Here is an 18,108-nt window from a genome sequence, read left to right as displayed (position 1 = left end):
TTGATGCCACTGGCATCACTGACGAGCGTCTCGAAAATCAACCGCCTCGAACCAAATCGAACAGACAGCATTCAGCTTTTCGGCTGTCCTTGACCTTCGTCTGTCGCAACGTTCCCGTCCAAGCCTATGCGAGGACAACACCGTGGCCGATCACTATCAGCTCAACCTGGGCTCATTGCGCAGCAGCATCACCCTGACACTGCACACCCACCACGCCGCCCGTATCTGGCAAGGTCGAACCGCACGTGAAGGCGTCCATTCGATCATGGGCATGGCCGGCTACATCAGCGTCACCAATCTGATCAAACAAGCCGCAGCGCAGGACGATCCTTATGCCGACTGGGCGATCGTGCAGCTCGAAGAAAAATTGACGCAGGCCAAGGCTGGGATGCTGGAACTGACCCAGCAGTTGGACCGGATCAGACAGGACCTGCCTACGCAGATCGACATGAGCGATAACCTCAATATCCACCCCGTCACCTTGCCCTTGTACATCGGCAGCCAATTGGGGTTTCTCGCCATCTACCTGCTGACTGACTACGACACGCTGGTGCGCCACACCCTGTTGGCCCATCACACCGCCTTGATTGGTCGCCGAGACATGGAAGCCTGGATCGACGACGGCGCCCACCTGTTGCGCAGCCTGTTCGGTCAGGCGCAGCGCTATCGGCATGCAGGCGTCACCCGTGACGACATGGCGGCGAACAACGCTCGTGCTCTGGCGGCCATGGAGAAGTTTGGACTCCCCCCTATGGACATCCTTGAGGGGCATCGCCGCTCCCAGTTCGCGCCACCCCTCATTCGTCGTGGCGCTTTGATAGAGGATGGCGCTGACACGTTGGCAGAGGAAGCAGTAGAGCCATCTGCGACAGTCGATGAGCCGGAGGACGAAGTATGAACCCCGTGATCCCGACTCAACCAATGCCCCTCGAAACACTCACACAGGATGCCTATCGACAGCTCGAACACGCTGCCTCCCTAAAAGGCCTTTTAAAACCATTTAAGGGTAAGGGAGAGCTGGAGCATCTGGTGCAGGTGGCGAGGGAAACCGAGGCGCAGTTATGTCGCCTGATGGAGGCTGTGGCTCTGCAGGCCGGACAATCCCCTTACTCACTGCTGGATATTCGACTGGTGCTGCAGAACACCAGCGCGGGTAGCACCTTTTTGCGATGGCGCACCCGTGACTTCGCCCGTATGGGCGTTGCGGTCTGGGAACGCCAGGTCTCCAACAAGGCCTTGCCGCAAACCGTACACGAGGGATTGCACCGTTTCGAATGCGAGCGCATTGCACTGAACTTGCAGATGAGCGTGGTGCATTCGCTCTACCGTCAGGCTTCAACCTGCGCGATCAAAATGGCCAGCGCCGAACGGCTGCTGCGCCAGTTCACACCAGCAGCGGAGATATCACGATGAGTACTTTTTTCGTCGGCGAAGGCAACATCGGCAGTGCGCCAGAGTTCCAAGAGTTCCCATCAGGCAATGACGAGCCACGGCGTTTGCTGCGCCTGAATGTGTACTTCGACAACCCTGTGCCACGCGATGGCAGCTATGAGGATCGAGGCGGCTATTGGGCGCCGGTCGAGCTCTGGCACCGCGAGGCTGAACACTGGAGCACGCTGTACCAGAAAGGCATGCGCGTGTTGGTCGAGGGCCGCACCGTGCGCGATGAGTGGGAGGACAGTGAAGATAATGCGCGGGTCACCTTCAAGATCGAGGCGCGTCGTGTCGGCATCCTGCCTCATCGCGTGCAGAACGTGGTCATGCGGGATCGCTCAAGTGAATCAGCCTCGTCTGCGGCTCCCGTCGGGCAGACTACAGACCAGGCCAGCTCGCCTGCGTCAAAGTCCAAAAAGCGCAGAGGGCAGCCACCATCGGCATGACTGACTTGAGGCATAAAGATTGCGCCTTTGCGCGAAGTTCCTGGCCTGTCATTACTCGCTGCTCGTGAAGCACTGTGGTCCACGTGACTACAAGGTACTAGCCTCGCCCCCAATCAAGATTGCCCTCACCGACTAATATGAGGAACCTGCCATTCAGGTTTCTCATAGCTCGCCACTGCTGTTTCCAACAACGCTGCTTCGAACTCAACCCGGAGCAGTTCTATGCGTCTCTTTATCTGCGAGAAACCCTCCCAAGGTCGTGACATCGCCAAGGTTCTCGGAGCCAGCCGACGTGGCGATGGTTGCTTGATCGGACGCGAGACAACCGTCACCTGGTGTATCGGTCACCTACTGGAAACGGCCCCACCTGAAGCCTATGGCGATCAGTACAAAACCTGGTCGTTGGATCATCTACCGATCATTCCCGCGCAGTGGAGGGTTGAGGTCAAATCCAAGACTGTCGCGCAGTTCAAAATCATCAAACAGCTGCTCAGCGAAGCCACCACCGTCGTCATCGCCACCGACGCCGATCGCGAAGGTGAAATGATTGCCCGCGAGTTATTGGAGCTCTGCAACTATCGTGGCTCTGTTGAGCGCCTCTGGTTATCCGCACTCAACGAGGCGTCGATTCGTAAAGCACTATCGTCGCTGAAGTCAAGTCAGGAGACCTTCCCGCTCTATCACTCAGCCCTCGCCCGCAGCCGCGCCGATTGGCTGATTGGTATGAACCTCAGTCGTTTGTTTACCCTCCTAGGACGGCGGGCGGGCTATGACGGCGTGCTGTCGGTTGGGCGCGTCCAAACGCCCACTTTGCGTTTGGTGGTTGAACGAGACCGCGCGATTGCCAGCTTCGTCTCTGTGCCGTACTGGGTGGTGGATGTGCACCTGTCTTCAATGGGGCAACCATTCATCGCGTCGTGGATACCGCCAAGCTCAGGACGTGACGAAGCCGGTCGCTGCCTGCAGCAGGCGCTTGCCAGTCAGACCGTCCAAGCGATTTCTAGCAGAAAGACCGCCACCGTAGTCTCGTTGCAGACTGAGCATTTGCGCGAAGCGCCGCCCCTGCCCTTCGACCTAAGCACACTGCAAGAAGTCTGTTCACGCAAGCTGGGACTCGGCGCTCAGGAAACCCTGAACATCGCCCAAGCCTTGTATGAAACCCACAAAGCCACCAGCTATCCGCGCAGCGATTGCCGTTATTTGCCAGAAAACATGTTCAACGAGGTAGCCGCAGTATTCGATGCCCTGCTCAGAATGGATCCCTCGTTACGCCCAGCGCTCGGAAGCGTCGATCGATCATTGCGCTCACGAGCATGGAACGACGCCAAGATCACCGCGCACCACGCCATCGTCCCCACCACTGAACCGGCGAACCTTGGGCGGATGTCTGAACAAGAGCGCCAAGTCTACGAATTGATTCGTAGCCACTACCTCGCGCAATTTCTGCCGTATCACGAGTTTGATCGAACTCAGGTCGAACTGGAGTGTGGCGAAGAACGGTTAACCGCTGTTGGTAAACAGATCCTCGTCCAAGGCTGGAAAGGCTTGCTCTCCGACAACGCCGAAGACGATGAACCCGGTCAAAAGTCCCAGGTATTGCCCGACTTACAACAGGGTACACAGTGCGCAGTGGACGACGTCGAACTCAAGTCCATGCGCACCACTGGGCCCAAACCGCTCACCGAGGGCGATCTGATCAAGGCGATGAAAAACGCCGCCAAGCTGGTCAACGACCCGCGCCTGAAACAAAAACTTCGGGACACCACCGGTATCGGCACCGAAGCCACGCGAGCCGGCATTATCAAAGGGTTGATTGATCGCGGTTACTTGCTGAAGAAAAAACGTGCGTTAACGGCCTCCGCAGCGGCCCATACCCTGATCGAAGCGGTACCCGCTGCAGTCGCGGATCCGGGTATGACAGCAATCTGGGAGCAAGCTCTGGATGAAATCGAAGCGGGACGTCTGACCTTGGATGCATTCGTTGCCAAGCAGGCGAACTGGATTACGCAGTTGGTCGAGCACTCCGGAGCGCTCACTTTGTCGGTACCGGTCGAAGCAGGACCGCACTGCCCCATTTGCAACGCCTCAATGCTTAGGCGGAAGGGAAAATCAGGACCGTTTTGGTCATGCTCCCACTACCCGAACTGCAAAGGCACTGTGCCGATCAGCAAAGGGCCGCGTCGGCCATGACGCACCGTTGGTGATCACATGAATCTTCGGGGGGCTAATGTACGGGTCAGTGCATCATCAACGGCAGTTGATCCTTCTCCAAGTCGCTTAGCGGTTGTCCGATTTCACGGGCCAACGCGATGCCTGTCGCGATCCATATCTGCCCCAGTTCGTTGAACGCTTTCAGGTGAGCAGGATCTTCGTTGAGCCAATGAACAAGGCTGTCGAGGTGTGCGGGGTTATCAGGGCAATCATGGATCTTAATGAACAGCTCCAGTGTTCGATCCCAGATCAAGTCCATGTCGTTCTCGCGTTGCTCATCCATGCTCAACCTTTCCTCCATTGGGTCCTATCAGACCGCTCAGTCTCACTGGTCACTACGGGCTCTGATTCCTGAAGGAACACATGTCACGTCGCGACAAACAGGTATTTCAGTCAATATAACAACCCGATAAGTCGATACTCAACTGTTAAGGATGTTCATGTCAACGGGTCTTTGCTCAACCATTCGGGTTGAATTGGAGAACTCATCACTTGGCACATAAACATCCAACCCAAGCCCAAATCGGACGCATGATCGCGAAGCACCGCACCCAGCGTAATCTGACCCAGGAAGAGGTGGCTGAACGACTGGGGATCGGTAGCGAAGCCATTTCGCGCCTTGAGCGGGGTGTGGTGGAGCTTTCCGTGGTCAAGCTGATGCAACTGGCAGACATCTTCGACTGCCGGATGGATGAACTGCTGACGGAGTCGAGCACTCGCCCCAACGACCAGGGCCAGATGATCGCGGGCCTGCTGAGCGGCCTTCAAGAACGCGACCGTGCCTTTATCCTGACGACCGTCGAACAGCTGGCCGCTCATCTCAGTAGCAAATAACCTCTCAGCACACTGGCTTGACGTCGTCACACCCGCTCTGCTGTAGTGCCTCAGCATCATCGCTACGGCGACCCAAGACCGATTCGCTCCGGGTAGCTCGGTCGGACTCCCTGAGTTCGGAGCCTTCTCTTCTGCGGAATTTCATTCCCGCTTTGTGCTCGACCGGATTAATGTGGCGGATGACCACTGTTGCTTCTGCCAGGCAGCAGCGGTCATCCGCTACCGCGATCGCATTCAGTCCCGGAGCCCGCCGGGGAAATACTGGGCACCCTTTGTGCGCGGATGCGTGCCAGCGTATTCCGACCCAGGCCACGATAAGGGTCGGTTGGCGAATCATGGCCCTGTTAAATCAAGTTTTGCGAGGAGCTTGTCGACTGCGTCAGACCGCCTAAGGTGGCTTTTCTATTCCTCGCCTGGCCCCTAGCCAGGCCCATTCTTCACTTTCTTCAGTCCAGTAATTTCCACTGTATTCCGGCCATAAAAAAACGGCTTGGGGCGTCTTGACGCTCCCCTATGACAGGCTTATACAAAAGGTGTGGTTCGCTGTCGTTGACAGCCCAGCCCAGGTAGCTTGAACCTTCAAGGCTACGCCACGCTCGTGGTGGTTTACCCAAGTGCGATCAGCATTCGGAGGCTCGCACGATCACCGCGTCAGCGGTGATGAATGCCCACTATCCCCAGTCCGCAGACCACTACTGCAGATTCTCTTCTGCTGCACCGCTACTCCCCAGGCGCATCGTTCTGATGGTCATCGGCTTGCCGGTGACGAGTCGTTCATCGCTCGCCTTCACCTAACCCACCCTGACGGGGGCTCACTTCCCCCTCAGGGGGCTGTGCGTCGCCGTTTTCCCTTGAAACAGGAGAACCACCATGGCCCACACCAACCAATCCCATGAAGCGACCACTTACTTCAATCTGCACACCGTCGGTATCGGCTACCTCAACCGTGTTCGTGAAGTACAAGTCCGCCGCGGCCAGCCGTTCATGGCCTGCGATATCGCAGCCCTGCACGGTGCCACCGATGCAGTCGAGTACACCCGTTTCGACTGCAAAGTCGCTGGAGGCGAAGCTGAACGCTTGATTCGTCTCTATATGGACGCCGTCAAAGCCGAGAAAAAGGTCTTGCTGTCGTTCCGTATCGGCGACCTGTGGATTGACCCATTTCTCTATGAGAAAGGCGATAAACAAGGCCAGCCGGGCGCCAGCCTGAAAGGTCGGCTGCTGTACATCGACTGGATCAAGGTCAACGGCACGTACGAATACAAAGCGCCTGCCAGGCAGGAGGCAACAGCACCTGCTGAGCCAGCGCCAAAAAGTGAGCCATCCCCACCATTGGCCGATGCCGAAGCTGAGGATTCCGAAAACCTAACAGAATCCAGGATTGAACCTGAATCTGCACCCACTCCCCGCACGGCCCGCCGTGTCGCCACACGTGCTGTTCAGTCCGCCTGAACAATTCCACGATGTTTACATCAAGGCGCTCAATCGAGCGCCTTTTCTTCAATCCGCACAGGAGAACCAATATGGAATCCTTCTGGCTTTGCGACGACTGCCTCTTCGCTACGGCTTACGAGGACTACAGCACGTTATCGCTCTACTACATGACGGATGAGATCGAGAAACGCATCGCCGGCCTCGATCTTGGGCTGGTTCGGCTAATGCCATCAGTGCCGACTTCGACCCCGAAACTGGCTGTGGCATAAGAACCTTCTCCCCATTGCCCTGCGACGGTTGCGATTCACACCTGCATGGACAACGCCACCGATTCACTCGGCTGTAAACAGCGCGTCATCGCGCAATGCCCGTCATTCTATATCCACCTCGGGGACACCACTCCCCTCGAGTGTGTACCCCCGGATTGTTCCCTTCGGAGGTACCCCATGAGCACCCAATTCACGCTGATTGAAACCTCGGATGTCGAGACTGATCGCATCGCCCAGGAAAACCAGCTGATCGACGAAGCGCTGCAAATTCTGGATCGTCGGCTGTTCACCCGCGGCCCCGGCCTGACTTCACCTGACACCGTGGCCTCGTACCTAAAACTGCATATTGCACCCCAAGAGCATGAGGTTTTCGGTGTGATTTTTCTCGATGCTTGCCATCGCGCTCTGGCATTCGAAATCCTCTTTCACGGGAGCATCGACGGCGCCAGCGTTTATCCCCGCCAAGTCGTCAAGCGCTCCCTAGCGCATAACGCAGCAGCCGCCATTTTTGTCCACAACCACCCCTCGGGTTGTACGGAACCCAGCCAGGCAGATCGCGTCTTGACCGCACGTTTGAAGGAGGCCTTGGCGTTGATCGAAGTTCACGTACTGGATCACTTCATCGTGGGTGAAGGCCGCCCACTTTCTCTTGCCGAGTACGGTTGGCTTTAACCCTCACAGGCGCCTTCGGGCGCCTTGTTCATTTTCATCCTGGAGAATACTCATGAACTCCACTACCCAAACCCCAGCCATGCTAGGGGCCTCAAACCCATTCGCTCGCGGCTATGACAATCTATCTATCGAACGGCTGCTGCTGATCACCTACGCGAACGACTGCCCTCCCTGCTTTCGCTCCGTACACGACTCACAAGCTCATCTTCCCGACGATGCGCTAGAACTGTTCCCATGCCTGTTCTGCGATGATTTCGCCATACTCAGCGAAGACCAATCGATTCCGGATGAGTTGGATGAACGTTGCCAATCCACCGGGCTGGTGCGCCAAGTGATCTACGCCGTGAATGGTGAAATGCTCAGCGAGCGGCATCACGTCGGCGATCTGTACTCCCTCGAAGAAGCCCAAGCCATGGTCCATCGCTTAAACTTCGAAACGGGACACTACAGTCGAGCCTGGGAAATCAGTACCGCACACCTCACTGAAGATGCATTGCGCTACTTGGAACACCGAGCTGGCAGTTTCAACACTGGACCAACCGGTCTGCTGTTTGAACCCTTCGCCCTGAGAGACTGCAATGGCTTCGGATGTAAGCTGATCGGCACGCCCTGGACTGACGATAATTTGGTTAAGATCGAGGGCAATCCTTACTCGTCGTTGAGGCAAGAACAGCTCGACGCCGGTGCGCCGAAGGCCTTGGTCAACGTACTGTATCTGGCGGCATTGGCGGACGTGAGGTTAGTGATTTTCGACCCCGACGCTGCCGTCTTGGATGGGCTCGCCATTTATGACGAAATAGCAACGCGTTCAACTTAAACACGACCCGTCTTGAATCAACTTACTCACTGAATCGCTCCTTCACCTCATGTCAGGTTCTGCACTGAATCTGACATGAGGTTTTTTCCATGGAGCGTTTTTTCACGCCTATCTGCCTGCTGGGTTTATTGAGCGCCTGCACGGCGCAGATCCCCACCCCATTGCCGACTAGTCCAGAGAATACCGGTGGTTCCAATCGGGCCCAGCTTTCGAGGAGTACAGCCGAAGAGAGTCACCCGACAGAGCTCCGCTATGGCCGCTATACGCTGGTCAGCACCGAGCCCGCGGCAGAGCAACGTGATCTTCTCGCTCAAATCGTTGACGTGAGCATTCCGTCCAACCTGAATCCCTCGGTACAGGAAGCGATGCACTACGTGCTGAAGCGCTCAGGTTATTCGCTCTGCCCTGCTGCCGAACCAGTAAAAATAATGTTTACCCGGCCTCTGCCCGCCGCCCATTACCGGCTCGGCCCGATCTCACTTCGCAACGCGCTACAAGTACTGGCTGGCCCCGCCTGGCAACTCATGGTCGATGAGGTCAGCCGTTCGGTCTGCTTCGAACGGCTAAAAAATGCTGCCGTCGTGCGGCTCGCACCCAGCGCGGCCCATCAGCCGGAGGCACGCCCATGAAAGCCTCGACGTTTCAAACCCTCATTGTCGGCTCACTTTGTCTGGCGGTCTCCGGGCTGAGTGGTGGCTTGTATAACCAGTATCAACGCGTGACCGAGCTGGAAAATGCGAACGCCCAACGCCTACAGACCCTAAATGCCCTGCAACGTGATTCAAGCACCCTCTTGGATGCACAGGAGAAGCTGCAGTACGCACTGAAAGACCTGAAGCAGATGGTCGATACCGGTGAGCAACAGGCCAATACCCTCGATCCGATGTTGGATCAATGGGCGCAGGAGATACAGGAACTGCGCGATGGTCTGGCAGCCCGTGCTACCGAACCCGACATGATCGCGCTACGCGCACGACTTGAGCACGTCGAGCAGCAACTCCTGGACCTCAAAAGCCAGCCACCACTCCCACCACCGACGCCTTCCTCGGCCAAGCCGAAAAAAACCGCTCAGCCCAAGCCTGCCCCGCTCCTGCCGCCATTTTCAGTGTTGAGCGTCGAGTCCCGTGGTGGCGAGCGCTTTCTGGCGGTCGCACCTCCTGACAGTCGCTCGCTCAATGATATCCAGTTGCTGCACAACGGCGAGCAGTTCGGCACATGGCAACTGAAGGTGCTGGAGCCGAACGCGGCTATCTTCGCGGTGAACGCTCACTCAGACCAGACCGTGCACCTCCCTTGAGAAGCGATCATGAACAGAGCTCCGCTGAGCCCCATCGTCTGTTTCATTTCATTGCTGAGCACGGGCGCTGCGCTGGGCAACCCCGTCACGACACCGTCACGAACCCAGGACACGCAGTCTGCTCCGCTGGAGCGTTCGCACTCTGAACAGGCGGCAGGCTGGGGGCTGACGGAGCAGGAGTGGACACGCTTCGAACAGATCCAAGCCGGCCCGCGTGGTTACTGGAGCCCAAATCTCGATCCGCTGACTGCACTCGGCGTCGAAGCAGAGAACGACCAAGAGCGTCAGCGCTATGCCGAATTGCAGGTAGCGCTGGAAGCCAAACGTGCCGAGCGCGAGTTGGCTTACCAAAACGCCTACACCGCAGCTTGGGCCAAGCTGCTTCCTGGACTGTTGCCGATTCAGGGTATGGCATCCCCGCCCGCCGCTAGCTCACCGGTAGAGCCGCGCCGTGCTCTGTTTGTCGAAGATCATTGCCCTGCGTGCACCGCCGAAGCGCAGCGTCTGCAAAGCAGTGATACGGCGCTTGATATTTATCTGGTGGGCAGCCAAGGCGAGGATGAACGCGTCCGTCGCTGGGCTCGGCAAGCGGACATCGATCCGGGCAAGGTCCAACGCCGGCAGATCACACTGAACCATGACCGTGGTCGCTGGTTCAGCCTGGGAGCCCCGAGACCATTACCCGTCACATTTAAACAGGTGAATGGACAATGGCAACGTCTCGATTGATTGCTATTGCGCCCCTGCTGACAGTGCTCGCCGTTCGGGCGGACGAACTTCCACCTCCGGCTTATCAACTGGTGGCGCATGACGCCAACATCCCTTCCATGGTGTTGTTCGCGATTGCCCTGCAGGAGAGTGGCGCCCGCCTCCGTGGTCGACTGCTGCCCTGGCCCTGGACGCTGAATATTGCCGGTAGCTCTTACCGTTTCGCCAATCGTCAGACCGCCTGTCACGCCTTGCTTCAGGCGCTTGCTCGGTATGACGCCAAGCGCGTCGATGCGGGGCTTGGGCAAATCAACCTGGGTTATCACGGACAGCATTTTTCCAGTCCCTGCGAAGCCCTTGAACCCTACCGCAATCTGGCCGTAACTGCCGCGCTGCTGCAAGAGCATCACGCCGTCACCGGTGATTGGGTGTCAGCTGCTGGCCGATATCACCGCCCGGCAGGAGGAACGCCGGCCGCGCGCTACCGCGCCGGTTTTTCTCAACAACTCGAACGACTGCAGGTTTCCTTTAAACAGGGCACACCACCATGAAGCGAATTCCCAGTGCGTATTACTTCGCCGTGCTCTTGGCTGCGCTCGTCCAGCCGGGACTGTCGTTTGCAGAAGTTCAGCCTGGCGGTTTCACCCGCCCCCAGTTTGAAGCTTCCAGGCCGCCAATAAACAACAAGACCCAGCCTGCTCGGGCCATACATGCAGACCTATCTGCATTTGCCGATGAAACCTGGATACTGCCCGTGCGCAGCTCTCACTTGAGCCCAGGCCAAATCACAACTCGCACCCTGGACATGCCGGGCTTGCAGCCATTTTTCCTTGTCGGGGAGGATCCCCAATCGTTGGCTTGGCTGCATCAGCGTGCGACTGAACTGCAAGAAATGCAGGCGGCCGGCCTCGCCGTCGAAGTGACCGATACGGAAGCCCTGGCCCGAATTCGAGCAGCCGCGCCGGGCATCACCATCCTGCCGGTCAACGGCAACGACATCGCCTCTCGCCTGAAAATTGAGCACTATCCTGTCTTAATCACAGCCACCTCACTGGAACAGTGAGTCTGGATCATGGCCGAGCATGCGATGGAGTCCAAGCTCCGGCCCGCGGTCGAGCTGTATACCGTGGCGATCTGCGTCGCCGCGGCGGTGTTATGCGTGTATTCGCCCTGGGCCGTGGCGCTATCACCCGAACTCGGTCTGATTGCGGCTCTGGCCTACGCCCTGTTCGGTTTGATCCGCCTCCGACAAGCCTGGGAGGTGTTGCGCTATCGGCGCAATATCCGCCGGCTGCCCCGCTACGAACTGACCAGCCGGCAGATTCCGGTGAGCCGCAAACGTCTGTTCATGGGCCGAGGCTTTCGCTGGACCCGCCTGCACACCCAGCGCTTAGTCGAGGCCCAGGATCCGGCCGTCGCTCACTACGTCGACCAACCGACCCGTTACCGCCTGGCACGTGGACTCGAACGTCGCCTAGAACATGCACCGTTTCCGCTCTCGACACTGGCCCGTGTCACGGCCTGGGACAGCGCCTTTAATCCGTTGCGCCCTTTACACCCAGTCGGTGGCTCACCGCTGTTGCATGGTGTTGAGCCCGACGAAACGGAAGTCAGTCTGCCGCTGGGTGAACGAGTCGGACATACCCTCGTGCTGGGCACGACCCGTGTTGGCAAGACGCGGCTCGCCGAGGTGTACATCACCCAAGACATCCATCGCGTCGAACATGAGGTCGTCATTGTCTTCGATCCGAAGGGCGATGCCGACCTGCTCAAGCGCATGTACGTAGAAGCCAAACGCGCCGGTCGGGAGAAAGAGTTTTATGTGTTCCATCTGGGTTGGCCGGAGATCTCCGCCCGCTACAACGCCGTGGGACGTTTCGGGCGAATCTCGGAAGTGGCGTCGCGCATCGCTGGGCAGCTCAGTGGCGAAGGTAACTCGGCGGCGTTTCGCGAGTTCGCCTGGCGTTTCGTCAACATCATCGCCCGCGCCCTGATCGAGTTGGGCCGACGTCCGGACTACCTGCAAATCCAACGGCATGTGGTCAACATCGACGCATTGTTCATTGAGTATGCCCAGCAATTTTTCGCCAGAACTAATCCAAAAGCATGGGAAGTGATCGTCCAGCTTGAAGGCAAGCTCACCGAGAAAAATATTCCCAGGCATATGGTGGGACGCGAAAAACGCGTGGTGGCCATCGAGCAGTACCTGGCGGTGAAGCGGGTATTTGATCCAGTAATGGACGGGCTGCGTTCGGCTGTACGCTACGACCGTACTTACTTCGACAAAATCGTTGCCTCGCTACTGCCGCTGCTGGAGAAACTCACCACCGGCAAGACTGCCCAGTTACTGGCCCCCAACTACACCGATTTAGATGACCCGCGGCCGATCTTCGACTGGATGCAGATCATCCGAAAACGCGGCATCGTTTACGTCGGCCTGGATGCACTGACCGATGCCGAGGTGGCTGCCGCCGTCGGCAACTCCATGTTCGCCGACTTGGTCTCGGTCGCGGGCCACATCTACAAACATGGCATTGACCACGGTTTGCCCGCATCGGGCAGCAGCGGTGACAAGCTGCCGATCAACCTGCATGCCGATGAGTTCAACGAGTTGATGGGCGACGAGTTCATCCCACTGATCAACAAGGGTGGCGGAGCTGGCATCCAGGTGACGGCCTATACCCAAACCCTCAGCGATATCGAAGCACGCATTGGTAACCGCGCCAAGGCCGGCCAAGTCATTGGTAACTTCAACACCCTTCAAATCCTCCGGGTGCGCGAAACTCCTACGGCTGAACTACTAACCCAGCAGTTGCCCAAGGTTAACGTGCTGACCAAGACCCTGGTGTCGGGTGCCACCGACACCTCCGATCCTGAGGCCAACACGGACTTCACGTCGTCCTCACAGGACCATGTCAGCAGCACCAGCGTGCCGCTGATCGAGCCGGCGCACATCGTCAGTTTGCCCAAAGGGCAGATGTTCTCCCTCCAGGCCGGTGGCCAGCTCTGGAAAGTCCGCATGCCGTTGCCAAAACCCTCCAACGACGATGCTATGCCCAAGGACCTGCAGGAGCTTACCCAACGGATGCGGGCCATTTATAACGAACAGGCGGGTCAATGGTGGAGCGCAAGCGGTGGCGGTCCAACCACAAACTTCGATCTGGATCAGGTGGGGTAGCCCGCCCCGCTACAGGTTTTGATTCAGCAAACACGTATTCGGCAGGCGCCGTGGCAGCATCAACTTAACGGTGCGCAATGGAGTAAAGGATGGCGACTTCCGTACAGAACACGCCGCCACAACCGATCCAGCGCCCGGGATTGATCGTCTCGGTTATTGGCTTGGTCTTACGCATCATTGGCTTGCTGATCGCCTCGTTGCTGTTTTCGATCCTCATTGAGTTCGCCGGTTTGCTGCTGTTCTGGGGCGATCAGGGTTGGCGACACAGCCAGGTCATGCTGAATAGTGAGCTGGGTTGGCTCAGCGAGCACTTCAAAGCTTCACTCATCCTCCAACAACCCGGGCGAAGGATTGTTCAAGTACTGGATTTTCTCAATCAATGGTTACTGGTCAAGACTGGCTTTGCGGATTTTGCCCAGCAGGCGCGGGTATCGAGCATGGACAAAAGCTTCTGGGGTGGATCAACCAGTTTTACGTGAGCATTGAAGATTTTGTGCTGGCGGCGGTGTATGTGACCTTTACCTTCGTGGTGCGCCTGACCATTCTGGTCCTGGCCACGCCCTTGTTTCTGCTGGCCTCTCTCACCGGTTTTATCGATGGTTTGATGCGTCGCGACCTGCGCAAATTTGGTGCTGGACGAGAGAGTAGCTTCGTCTATCACCGAGCAAAACGAGCAGTGATACCACTATTGCTTGTGCCCTGGATTATTTACCTATCCCTGCCCTTTTCGCTCAATCCCATAGCTATTTTTTTGCCTTGTGCAGTAATACTTGGAGCAGTAGTAGCGATCACAGCGACAACGTTCAAAAAATATCTTTAAGTGCTTCGTTCAGCTTTTTCCGTTGTTCGTGGAGCTGGTGTTTGCGCAGGTGTTCAAGACTGTTCGCGCCAGAATTGGGTCCTATAGTTGTTGAGCCTTCGTCTATAGGGAAAGACCAGTCCCGCCTTGTCCACGGCGCAGGCTCCTGGGCGCTCGCTTGCCGGATCACGCAGTTCGTTTTTAGCCGTACACTTCGCAATTCCATACCAGCACGGCACCGCCACGGTGCTCCTTATCGCCTGCTCGCCACTTCGTGGCGGTTGCACGTATCACGTTAATCAACTGTGTTATGGGCGATCTTTTCCGTTACTGGGATAGCCGATAGAACAAGGTGGGTGACGGCTCGATTATCAGAGCGTCATCCTTCGCGGAATAAAAAATCTTGGGGCCGATTCCTGTCTTGGCGTTCAGGTAGCCGCCTGCAATCTCACCAACACTTACCCCGAGCACAACATTGTTTTTTGCAAAAAACTCCTTAACGATAAAGTGACCGCCGTCTTGATCGATGACCAGTTTCAATCCTCCGCTGCTGCGTTCATTGCTCCACGCACCAACGTATTTGCTGGTACCGCTGGAGGTTTCACTAGGATCAGAGCAGCCCACCAGTGCGATCACCAGCGTATAGCCAAGCAAAACTCGCTTCATATCGATTTTCCTATCAATCAAGAGGCGGATGCTGGCCCACCATTTCTACTGAAATCTGAGGTCCCTTCAGCCAACGCCGCGATGAACAGCGAACGGTCTACCAGAAGCGCTACCCCTTCATTGTTTTGAGGATCGAATCTACATACTCGCCAAAACCCATACTGATCACCAAAATCGATGAACACTGGGGTAGTTGTATGCCAGCGATGAAACAATTTGCTCCTGCCAAACCATCGAAAAAATGCAAACCCATCGTCATCAGGATGAGTGCGCATATTCGAGAAAGTCACACAATCAAATTCACTTTTTGCCCCATCGATCACCCATACCATTCGCTAGTAGAAGCTCTCGCGAGCCTTCACTTCTGAATGGTCGATAGTCGAGCGCTGAAACTCCACAACCACGCCATGCTCTGTACGAACGTCGGAGATGTGCTTTTCACCCGTCAGTGCATCGTATTGAATGACTTCTTGACAGTCCTTCGGGAACCGATCCTTCCATCGACGATGCCATTCCGTTTCTGTTTCCCACCACCGATCACAGGTATCCAAGGAAAGATGAGACCAATGCCAAATTACATGTTTGCCACATTTAGCGACAAGCTCACCGCCGCAAGCTCGGCATACAGCTTGCATTTTGGGCTGCGCCTCTGACTTCACCCCATTGACGTCGGCATATCGCATTCAGACTTTCCTAGTCAGTTCGCGGACGCAAGAAACAGCGCCCTGGTACGGCCAAATCTCGCAATTCGGCTGATGCATTAACCGCCATGCTTGGAAAATCGCACCGCGCTTACCCTGATCGTTTTTTCATTGAGTTTCCTAGATCAGGGAGGCTTCCGGGCTGGATACGATTGCAGAAACCCAGCTGTACTGAGTGCCCTTCATCAACCTCGTCGTTGGTTTGTTGAAGAGGCTCGAACGCCACCGTAGTATCAGGAATTCCTCAACTTCCTTTCGGCCGAAGGGCACCAAGATGAAGGAGAGCGTGTAGGTTTTCGATAGCACGCCGAGCAAACCGACTTTGTCCGCAAGCGCTATGCTGAATTGCTCGCACGTAATCCGAGCGAAAGTGTGGTTCTCAACGCGAGTCAAGTCCCGCATACGAGAACGCAAAGATGAGGTTTCCCCCACGTAGACGGGGCTAGCATCTTTCCAGAGAACGTAAACACCAGCATCCTGTGGTACGTCGCTCGCCCATTTTTGTCCTTCCGCTACGACTCTGCGAGCTGCTGCGCAGAGGGCGATTTCATAATCGCGGAGTGATTGTTGTATGCTCATCGGCGCGTTTCCTAGTCATAGCTAGCGAGTAGGTCGTCATATGCTTCGATCATGCAGTGAGCCTCTTGCCACTTGTTGTGCATTGAAAGCAATGCCTCTAGAACGTGAGCTCCCGTTCTCATGGCTTTCCCAATACCCCAAAGCAGGTAATCCAGGGTTACCACGGTGTTACCAACCTCAAAAGCGTATGTGTTATTGATCGGCGCATGACTCGGAAATTTCTGGTTAGCACGGTCAACAGCTTCAGCCAGTAGGGGGCTCTTATGCATCAGCGAGAAATGCTGATGAGCTTTATTCTGTTTAGAAAGATCATCTAAAGCATGCTTCATGACGGCAAGTTCGCTCCTTAGAGCTTCCATCTCAGCTTCTGCGGGCTTTTCTACCGGCGTTGCAGGGCCAAGCGCGCGAAGTAGAAGATCAAGCATTGGTTTGTAAGACGAGGGATCGGTGAAGTCAGCGTAAAATTTCCCTTTCAGAAAACCTGGCAGCGCCACTTTTTGCACCAACAGTGGCAGGACAACCACTCTGCGCTCCTCAATCTCTCGGTTTGACGCGATCTCCAGTTCCCTCTGCACCCAAACACTACCAATGGAGTGCTCACTTAAAACCGCTGCCACAAAATCTACTTCATCAAGACCTTCACGAATTTTCCCTATGAGGGAGTCACCGATGTTTATTTCGGCTTCATCAATCCAAACAGAATGACCAGCTTGGCGAAGATCGTTCGCGAGACGCCTTGTAAAAGGTTTGTCCGCATGGTTATGACTTAGGAACACCTTACTCATCAGCTAACTTCCATTAAATGATTCTTAGACTATGTCGCCCAGTCGCACAAGATCGCCCGCACAGAGTTTCTTGACCGCTTCAAGACTCTCAATGCCAAATATTTTTCTAAGGTGTCGCAGGTCGATCCCTCGGCGCTTCCCAAGGCACGCCTGCCTGATTGTGCGCTGGCCCCTTCGATACCGGCAAGCCTAAACAATCTTGTGTAAAGGCGACCCTCAGTCGCTCCCCAGAAAAAGCGATTCATCAGACCTCATGTTTCTTACGGAAAAACTCAACCTCTAACTTGATTCTGCTCCCATATCCATATGGGCCAGCATCATGCCAACTACCATCTTTCGCTGCTTGTTACTGCTCTCGCTGGCTACCGCCCATGGCAGCAGCTATGCCGCATCTGAGCAGGATCAGCTCAGCCTAGTCCAGCAGCAGCTAGACACTCTCGAACGCCTTGCAACGCAAGCTGAGGCAGCCAGCACGGCTGAACCCAACGATCGCTATCGCTTCGACTACCACCGACTGATTCGAGACATACAGCGCATCCGTCTTGGTGTGCAGGGCTATCTCTCCCCTTCCCGCGCTCAACCACGCGACCCCGTTGAATTGGTCGGCGATTACCGCCTCGACATCCCGTCCGCGGAGTCCTCGCCATGAGCATGACTGACGCCCAGATCACAGCGTTCCAAAACGCCTCCGGTTTCTCGGCACAGAGCAGTTCGACGCTGTGGGTGTCCCTGGTTCTCGTTCTGGCTTTGCTTTGGTGCGCCTGGGTGATGTGGACGGCCTACCGTGGTTGGGCCGCTGGCAATGTGCGCTTTGGAGCCTTCGGCGGCAGCGCCGCGCGCGTCTTGCTCGCCCTGCTCGTACTGATGTTCTTCACCCTGTCCTAATCCAGGAGATCGCCGCCATGCTCAAGTGCCTTGCCCTTCTGAAAAACAACCTGCGTGATTGTACGAGCCAACGCTTGATCGGTCTGCTGCTGGTGCTCGGTCCAAGTTTGGCTTTTGCCGAGCTTCCCACCATGGAAGCCCCTTCGCGTGGCGAAGGTTCTGGGTTGATCGAGACGATCAAAAACTACGCCTACGACGGCGGCATCCTGCTCGGCCTGCTGATCGCCCTACTCGCTTTTCTTGGTGTGGCCTGGCACTCCCTGACCGTCTATGCCGACGTGCAGAACCAGCGCAAAACTTGGAAGGACCTCGGCGCGGTGGTTGGTATCGGAGCGCTGTTGGTGGTGATCATCATCTGGTTCCTGACCAAGGCAGCCGCGATTCTGTGAGATC

At 56.5% G+C, this 18,108-nt stretch carries 22 protein-coding genes and 3 pseudogenes; 19 read left to right on the top strand and 6 right to left on the bottom strand.

From position 1 onward, the window contains the following. Window positions 1-142: 142 nt before the first annotated feature. From KI235_RS11015 to KI235_RS11000, 4 genes are all read left to right on the top strand, one after another. Window positions 143-898 (top strand): PFL_4669 family integrating conjugative element protein, encoded by a 756-nt coding sequence (locus tag KI235_RS11015; RefSeq protein WP_212795712.1) that lies wholly within the window; start codon window positions 143-145, stop codon window positions 896-898. After that, window positions 895-1,413: a DUF3158 family protein gene (locus KI235_RS11010; protein WP_212795711.1), complete on the top strand. Its 519-nt coding sequence runs from the start codon at window positions 895-897 to the stop codon at window positions 1,411-1,413. Before KI235_RS11015 ends, KI235_RS11010 begins: the two co-directional genes overlap by 4 nt. Then, on the top strand, window positions 1,410-1,880 hold the full coding sequence (locus KI235_RS11005) for a single-stranded DNA-binding protein (RefSeq protein WP_027912502.1): 471 nt from the start codon (window positions 1,410-1,412) through the stop codon (window positions 1,878-1,880). The genes KI235_RS11010 and KI235_RS11005 overlap by 4 nt, the downstream gene beginning before the upstream one ends. Before the next feature lie 222 nt (window positions 1,881-2,102). Then, window positions 2,103-4,070 carry a DNA topoisomerase III gene (locus KI235_RS11000; RefSeq protein ID WP_212795710.1) on the top strand — a complete coding sequence of 656 codons (1,968 nt, stop codon included), beginning with the start codon at window positions 2,103-2,105 and terminating at the stop codon, window positions 4,068-4,070. 46 nt (window positions 4,071-4,116) lie between these two features. Here the strand turns inward: KI235_RS11000 and KI235_RS10995 are convergent, their stop codons facing one another. Further along, entirely contained in the window at window positions 4,117-4,374 is a 258-nt protein-coding gene (locus KI235_RS10995; RefSeq protein WP_039011294.1) for a hypothetical protein, read from the bottom strand. A 209-nt stretch (window positions 4,375-4,583) separates the two neighbouring features. Here KI235_RS10995 and KI235_RS10990 point away from each other — a divergent pair, with 209 nt between their 5' ends. The 12 genes and pseudogenes from KI235_RS10990 (at window position 4,584) to KI235_RS10935 (ending at window position 14,120) form a co-directional block, all read left to right on the top strand. Next, window positions 4,584-4,925 carry a helix-turn-helix transcriptional regulator gene (locus KI235_RS10990; protein WP_039011292.1) on the top strand — a complete coding sequence of 114 codons (342 nt, stop codon included), beginning with the start codon at window positions 4,584-4,586 and terminating at the stop codon, window positions 4,923-4,925. An 870-nt stretch (window positions 4,926-5,795) separates the two neighbouring features. Then, on the top strand, window positions 5,796-6,377 hold the full coding sequence (locus KI235_RS10985) for an STY4534 family ICE replication protein (protein ID WP_212795709.1): 582 nt from the start codon (window positions 5,796-5,798) through the stop codon (window positions 6,375-6,377). A 71-nt stretch (window positions 6,378-6,448) separates the two neighbouring features. Further along, window positions 6,449-6,705: pseudogene (locus KI235_RS10980) on the top strand (hypothetical protein). Window positions 6,706-6,805: 100 nt separating this feature from the next. Beyond that, entirely contained in the window at window positions 6,806-7,300 is a 495-nt protein-coding gene (locus KI235_RS10975) for a JAB domain-containing protein (RefSeq protein ID WP_212795708.1), read from the top strand. Window positions 7,301-7,352: 52 nt separating this feature from the next. Further along, window positions 7,353-8,117 (top strand): ABC transporter substrate-binding protein, encoded by a 765-nt coding sequence (locus KI235_RS10970; RefSeq protein WP_212795707.1) that lies wholly within the window; start codon window positions 7,353-7,355, stop codon window positions 8,115-8,117. 89 nt (window positions 8,118-8,206) lie between these two features. Further along, the gene (locus KI235_RS10965) at window positions 8,207-8,746 is read left to right on the top strand and encodes a PilL N-terminal domain-containing protein (RefSeq protein ID WP_212795706.1); all 540 of its coding nucleotides are present in this window, start codon (window positions 8,207-8,209) and stop codon (window positions 8,744-8,746) included. Then, on the top strand, window positions 8,743-9,414 hold the full coding sequence (locus tag KI235_RS10960) for a chemotaxis protein (protein WP_212795705.1): 672 nt from the start codon (window positions 8,743-8,745) through the stop codon (window positions 9,412-9,414). Before KI235_RS10965 ends, KI235_RS10960 begins: the two co-directional genes overlap by 4 nt. Before the next feature lie 9 nt (window positions 9,415-9,423). Continuing rightward, a complete protein-coding gene (locus tag KI235_RS10955) occupies window positions 9,424-10,143 on the top strand; it encodes a TIGR03759 family integrating conjugative element protein (RefSeq protein ID WP_212795704.1) in 720 nt (239 codons plus the stop codon). Then, a complete protein-coding gene (locus KI235_RS10950) occupies window positions 10,125-10,673 on the top strand; it encodes a lytic transglycosylase (RefSeq protein WP_212795703.1) in 549 nt (182 codons plus the stop codon). The genes KI235_RS10955 and KI235_RS10950 overlap by 19 nt, the downstream gene beginning before the upstream one ends. Further along, entirely contained in the window at window positions 10,670-11,185 is a 516-nt protein-coding gene (locus KI235_RS10945; protein WP_212795702.1) for an integrating conjugative element protein, read from the top strand. The genes KI235_RS10950 and KI235_RS10945 overlap by 4 nt, the downstream gene beginning before the upstream one ends. Window positions 11,186-11,194: 9 nt before the next feature. Beyond that, the gene (gene traD, locus KI235_RS10940; protein ID WP_212795701.1) at window positions 11,195-13,300 is read left to right on the top strand and encodes a type IV conjugative transfer system coupling protein TraD; all 2,106 of its coding nucleotides are present in this window, start codon (window positions 11,195-11,197) and stop codon (window positions 13,298-13,300) included. Window positions 13,301-13,389: 89 nt separating this feature from the next. After that, window positions 13,390-14,120, top strand: a pseudogene (locus KI235_RS10935) (TIGR03747 family integrating conjugative element membrane protein). 110 nt (window positions 14,121-14,230) lie between these two features. Here the strand turns inward: KI235_RS10935 and KI235_RS30375 are convergent. The 5 genes and pseudogenes from KI235_RS30375 to KI235_RS10915 all read right to left on the bottom strand — a co-directional run. Further along, window positions 14,231-14,411 (bottom strand): annotated as a pseudogene (locus tag KI235_RS30375) (hypothetical protein); the annotation flags it as partial. 15 nt (window positions 14,412-14,426) lie between these two features. Continuing rightward, window positions 14,427-14,765: a hypothetical protein gene (locus tag KI235_RS10930; RefSeq protein ID WP_039011268.1), complete on the bottom strand. Its 339-nt coding sequence runs from the start codon at window positions 14,763-14,765 to the stop codon at window positions 14,427-14,429. 335 nt (window positions 14,766-15,100) lie between these two features. Then, window positions 15,101-15,448 (bottom strand): competence protein CoiA family protein, encoded by a 348-nt coding sequence (locus KI235_RS30370; RefSeq protein ID WP_244864291.1) that lies wholly within the window; start codon window positions 15,446-15,448, stop codon window positions 15,101-15,103. Window positions 15,449-15,586: 138 nt separating this feature from the next. Then, complete coding sequence (locus KI235_RS10920) at window positions 15,587-16,045, bottom strand: hypothetical protein (protein WP_212795700.1); 459 nt, start codon at window positions 16,043-16,045, stop codon at window positions 15,587-15,589. Window positions 16,046-16,056: 11 nt separating this feature from the next. Continuing rightward, complete coding sequence (locus KI235_RS10915) at window positions 16,057-16,830, bottom strand: toll/interleukin-1 receptor domain-containing protein (protein ID WP_039011266.1); 774 nt, start codon at window positions 16,828-16,830, stop codon at window positions 16,057-16,059. 319 nt (window positions 16,831-17,149) lie between these two features. Between KI235_RS10915 and KI235_RS10910 the strand changes: the two genes are divergently transcribed. The 3 genes from KI235_RS10910 to KI235_RS10900 are packed head-to-tail and all read left to right on the top strand — an operon-like array spanning window position 17,150 to window position 18,104. Then, window positions 17,150-17,479, top strand: a complete 330-nt coding sequence (locus tag KI235_RS10910) for an RAQPRD family integrative conjugative element protein (RefSeq protein ID WP_039011263.1) — start codon at window positions 17,150-17,152, stop codon at window positions 17,477-17,479. Then, entirely contained in the window at window positions 17,476-17,715 is a 240-nt protein-coding gene (locus tag KI235_RS10905; RefSeq protein ID WP_039011262.1) for a TIGR03758 family integrating conjugative element protein, read from the top strand. The genes KI235_RS10910 and KI235_RS10905 overlap by 4 nt, the downstream gene beginning before the upstream one ends. 17 nt (window positions 17,716-17,732) lie before the next feature. Continuing rightward, window positions 17,733-18,104, top strand: coding sequence for a TIGR03745 family integrating conjugative element membrane protein (locus KI235_RS10900; protein ID WP_212795699.1), 372 nt, complete (start codon window positions 17,733-17,735; stop codon window positions 18,102-18,104). Window positions 18,105-18,108 lie beyond the last annotated feature (4 nt).

The organism is Pseudomonas sp. St386, assembly GCF_018325865.1.
Taxonomy (GTDB): Bacteria; Pseudomonadota; Gammaproteobacteria; order Pseudomonadales; family Pseudomonadaceae; genus Aquipseudomonas; species Aquipseudomonas brassicacearum.
The sequence above is the reverse complement of the archived record's forward strand: the minus strand, read 5'-3'. Positions and strand labels throughout refer to the sequence as shown.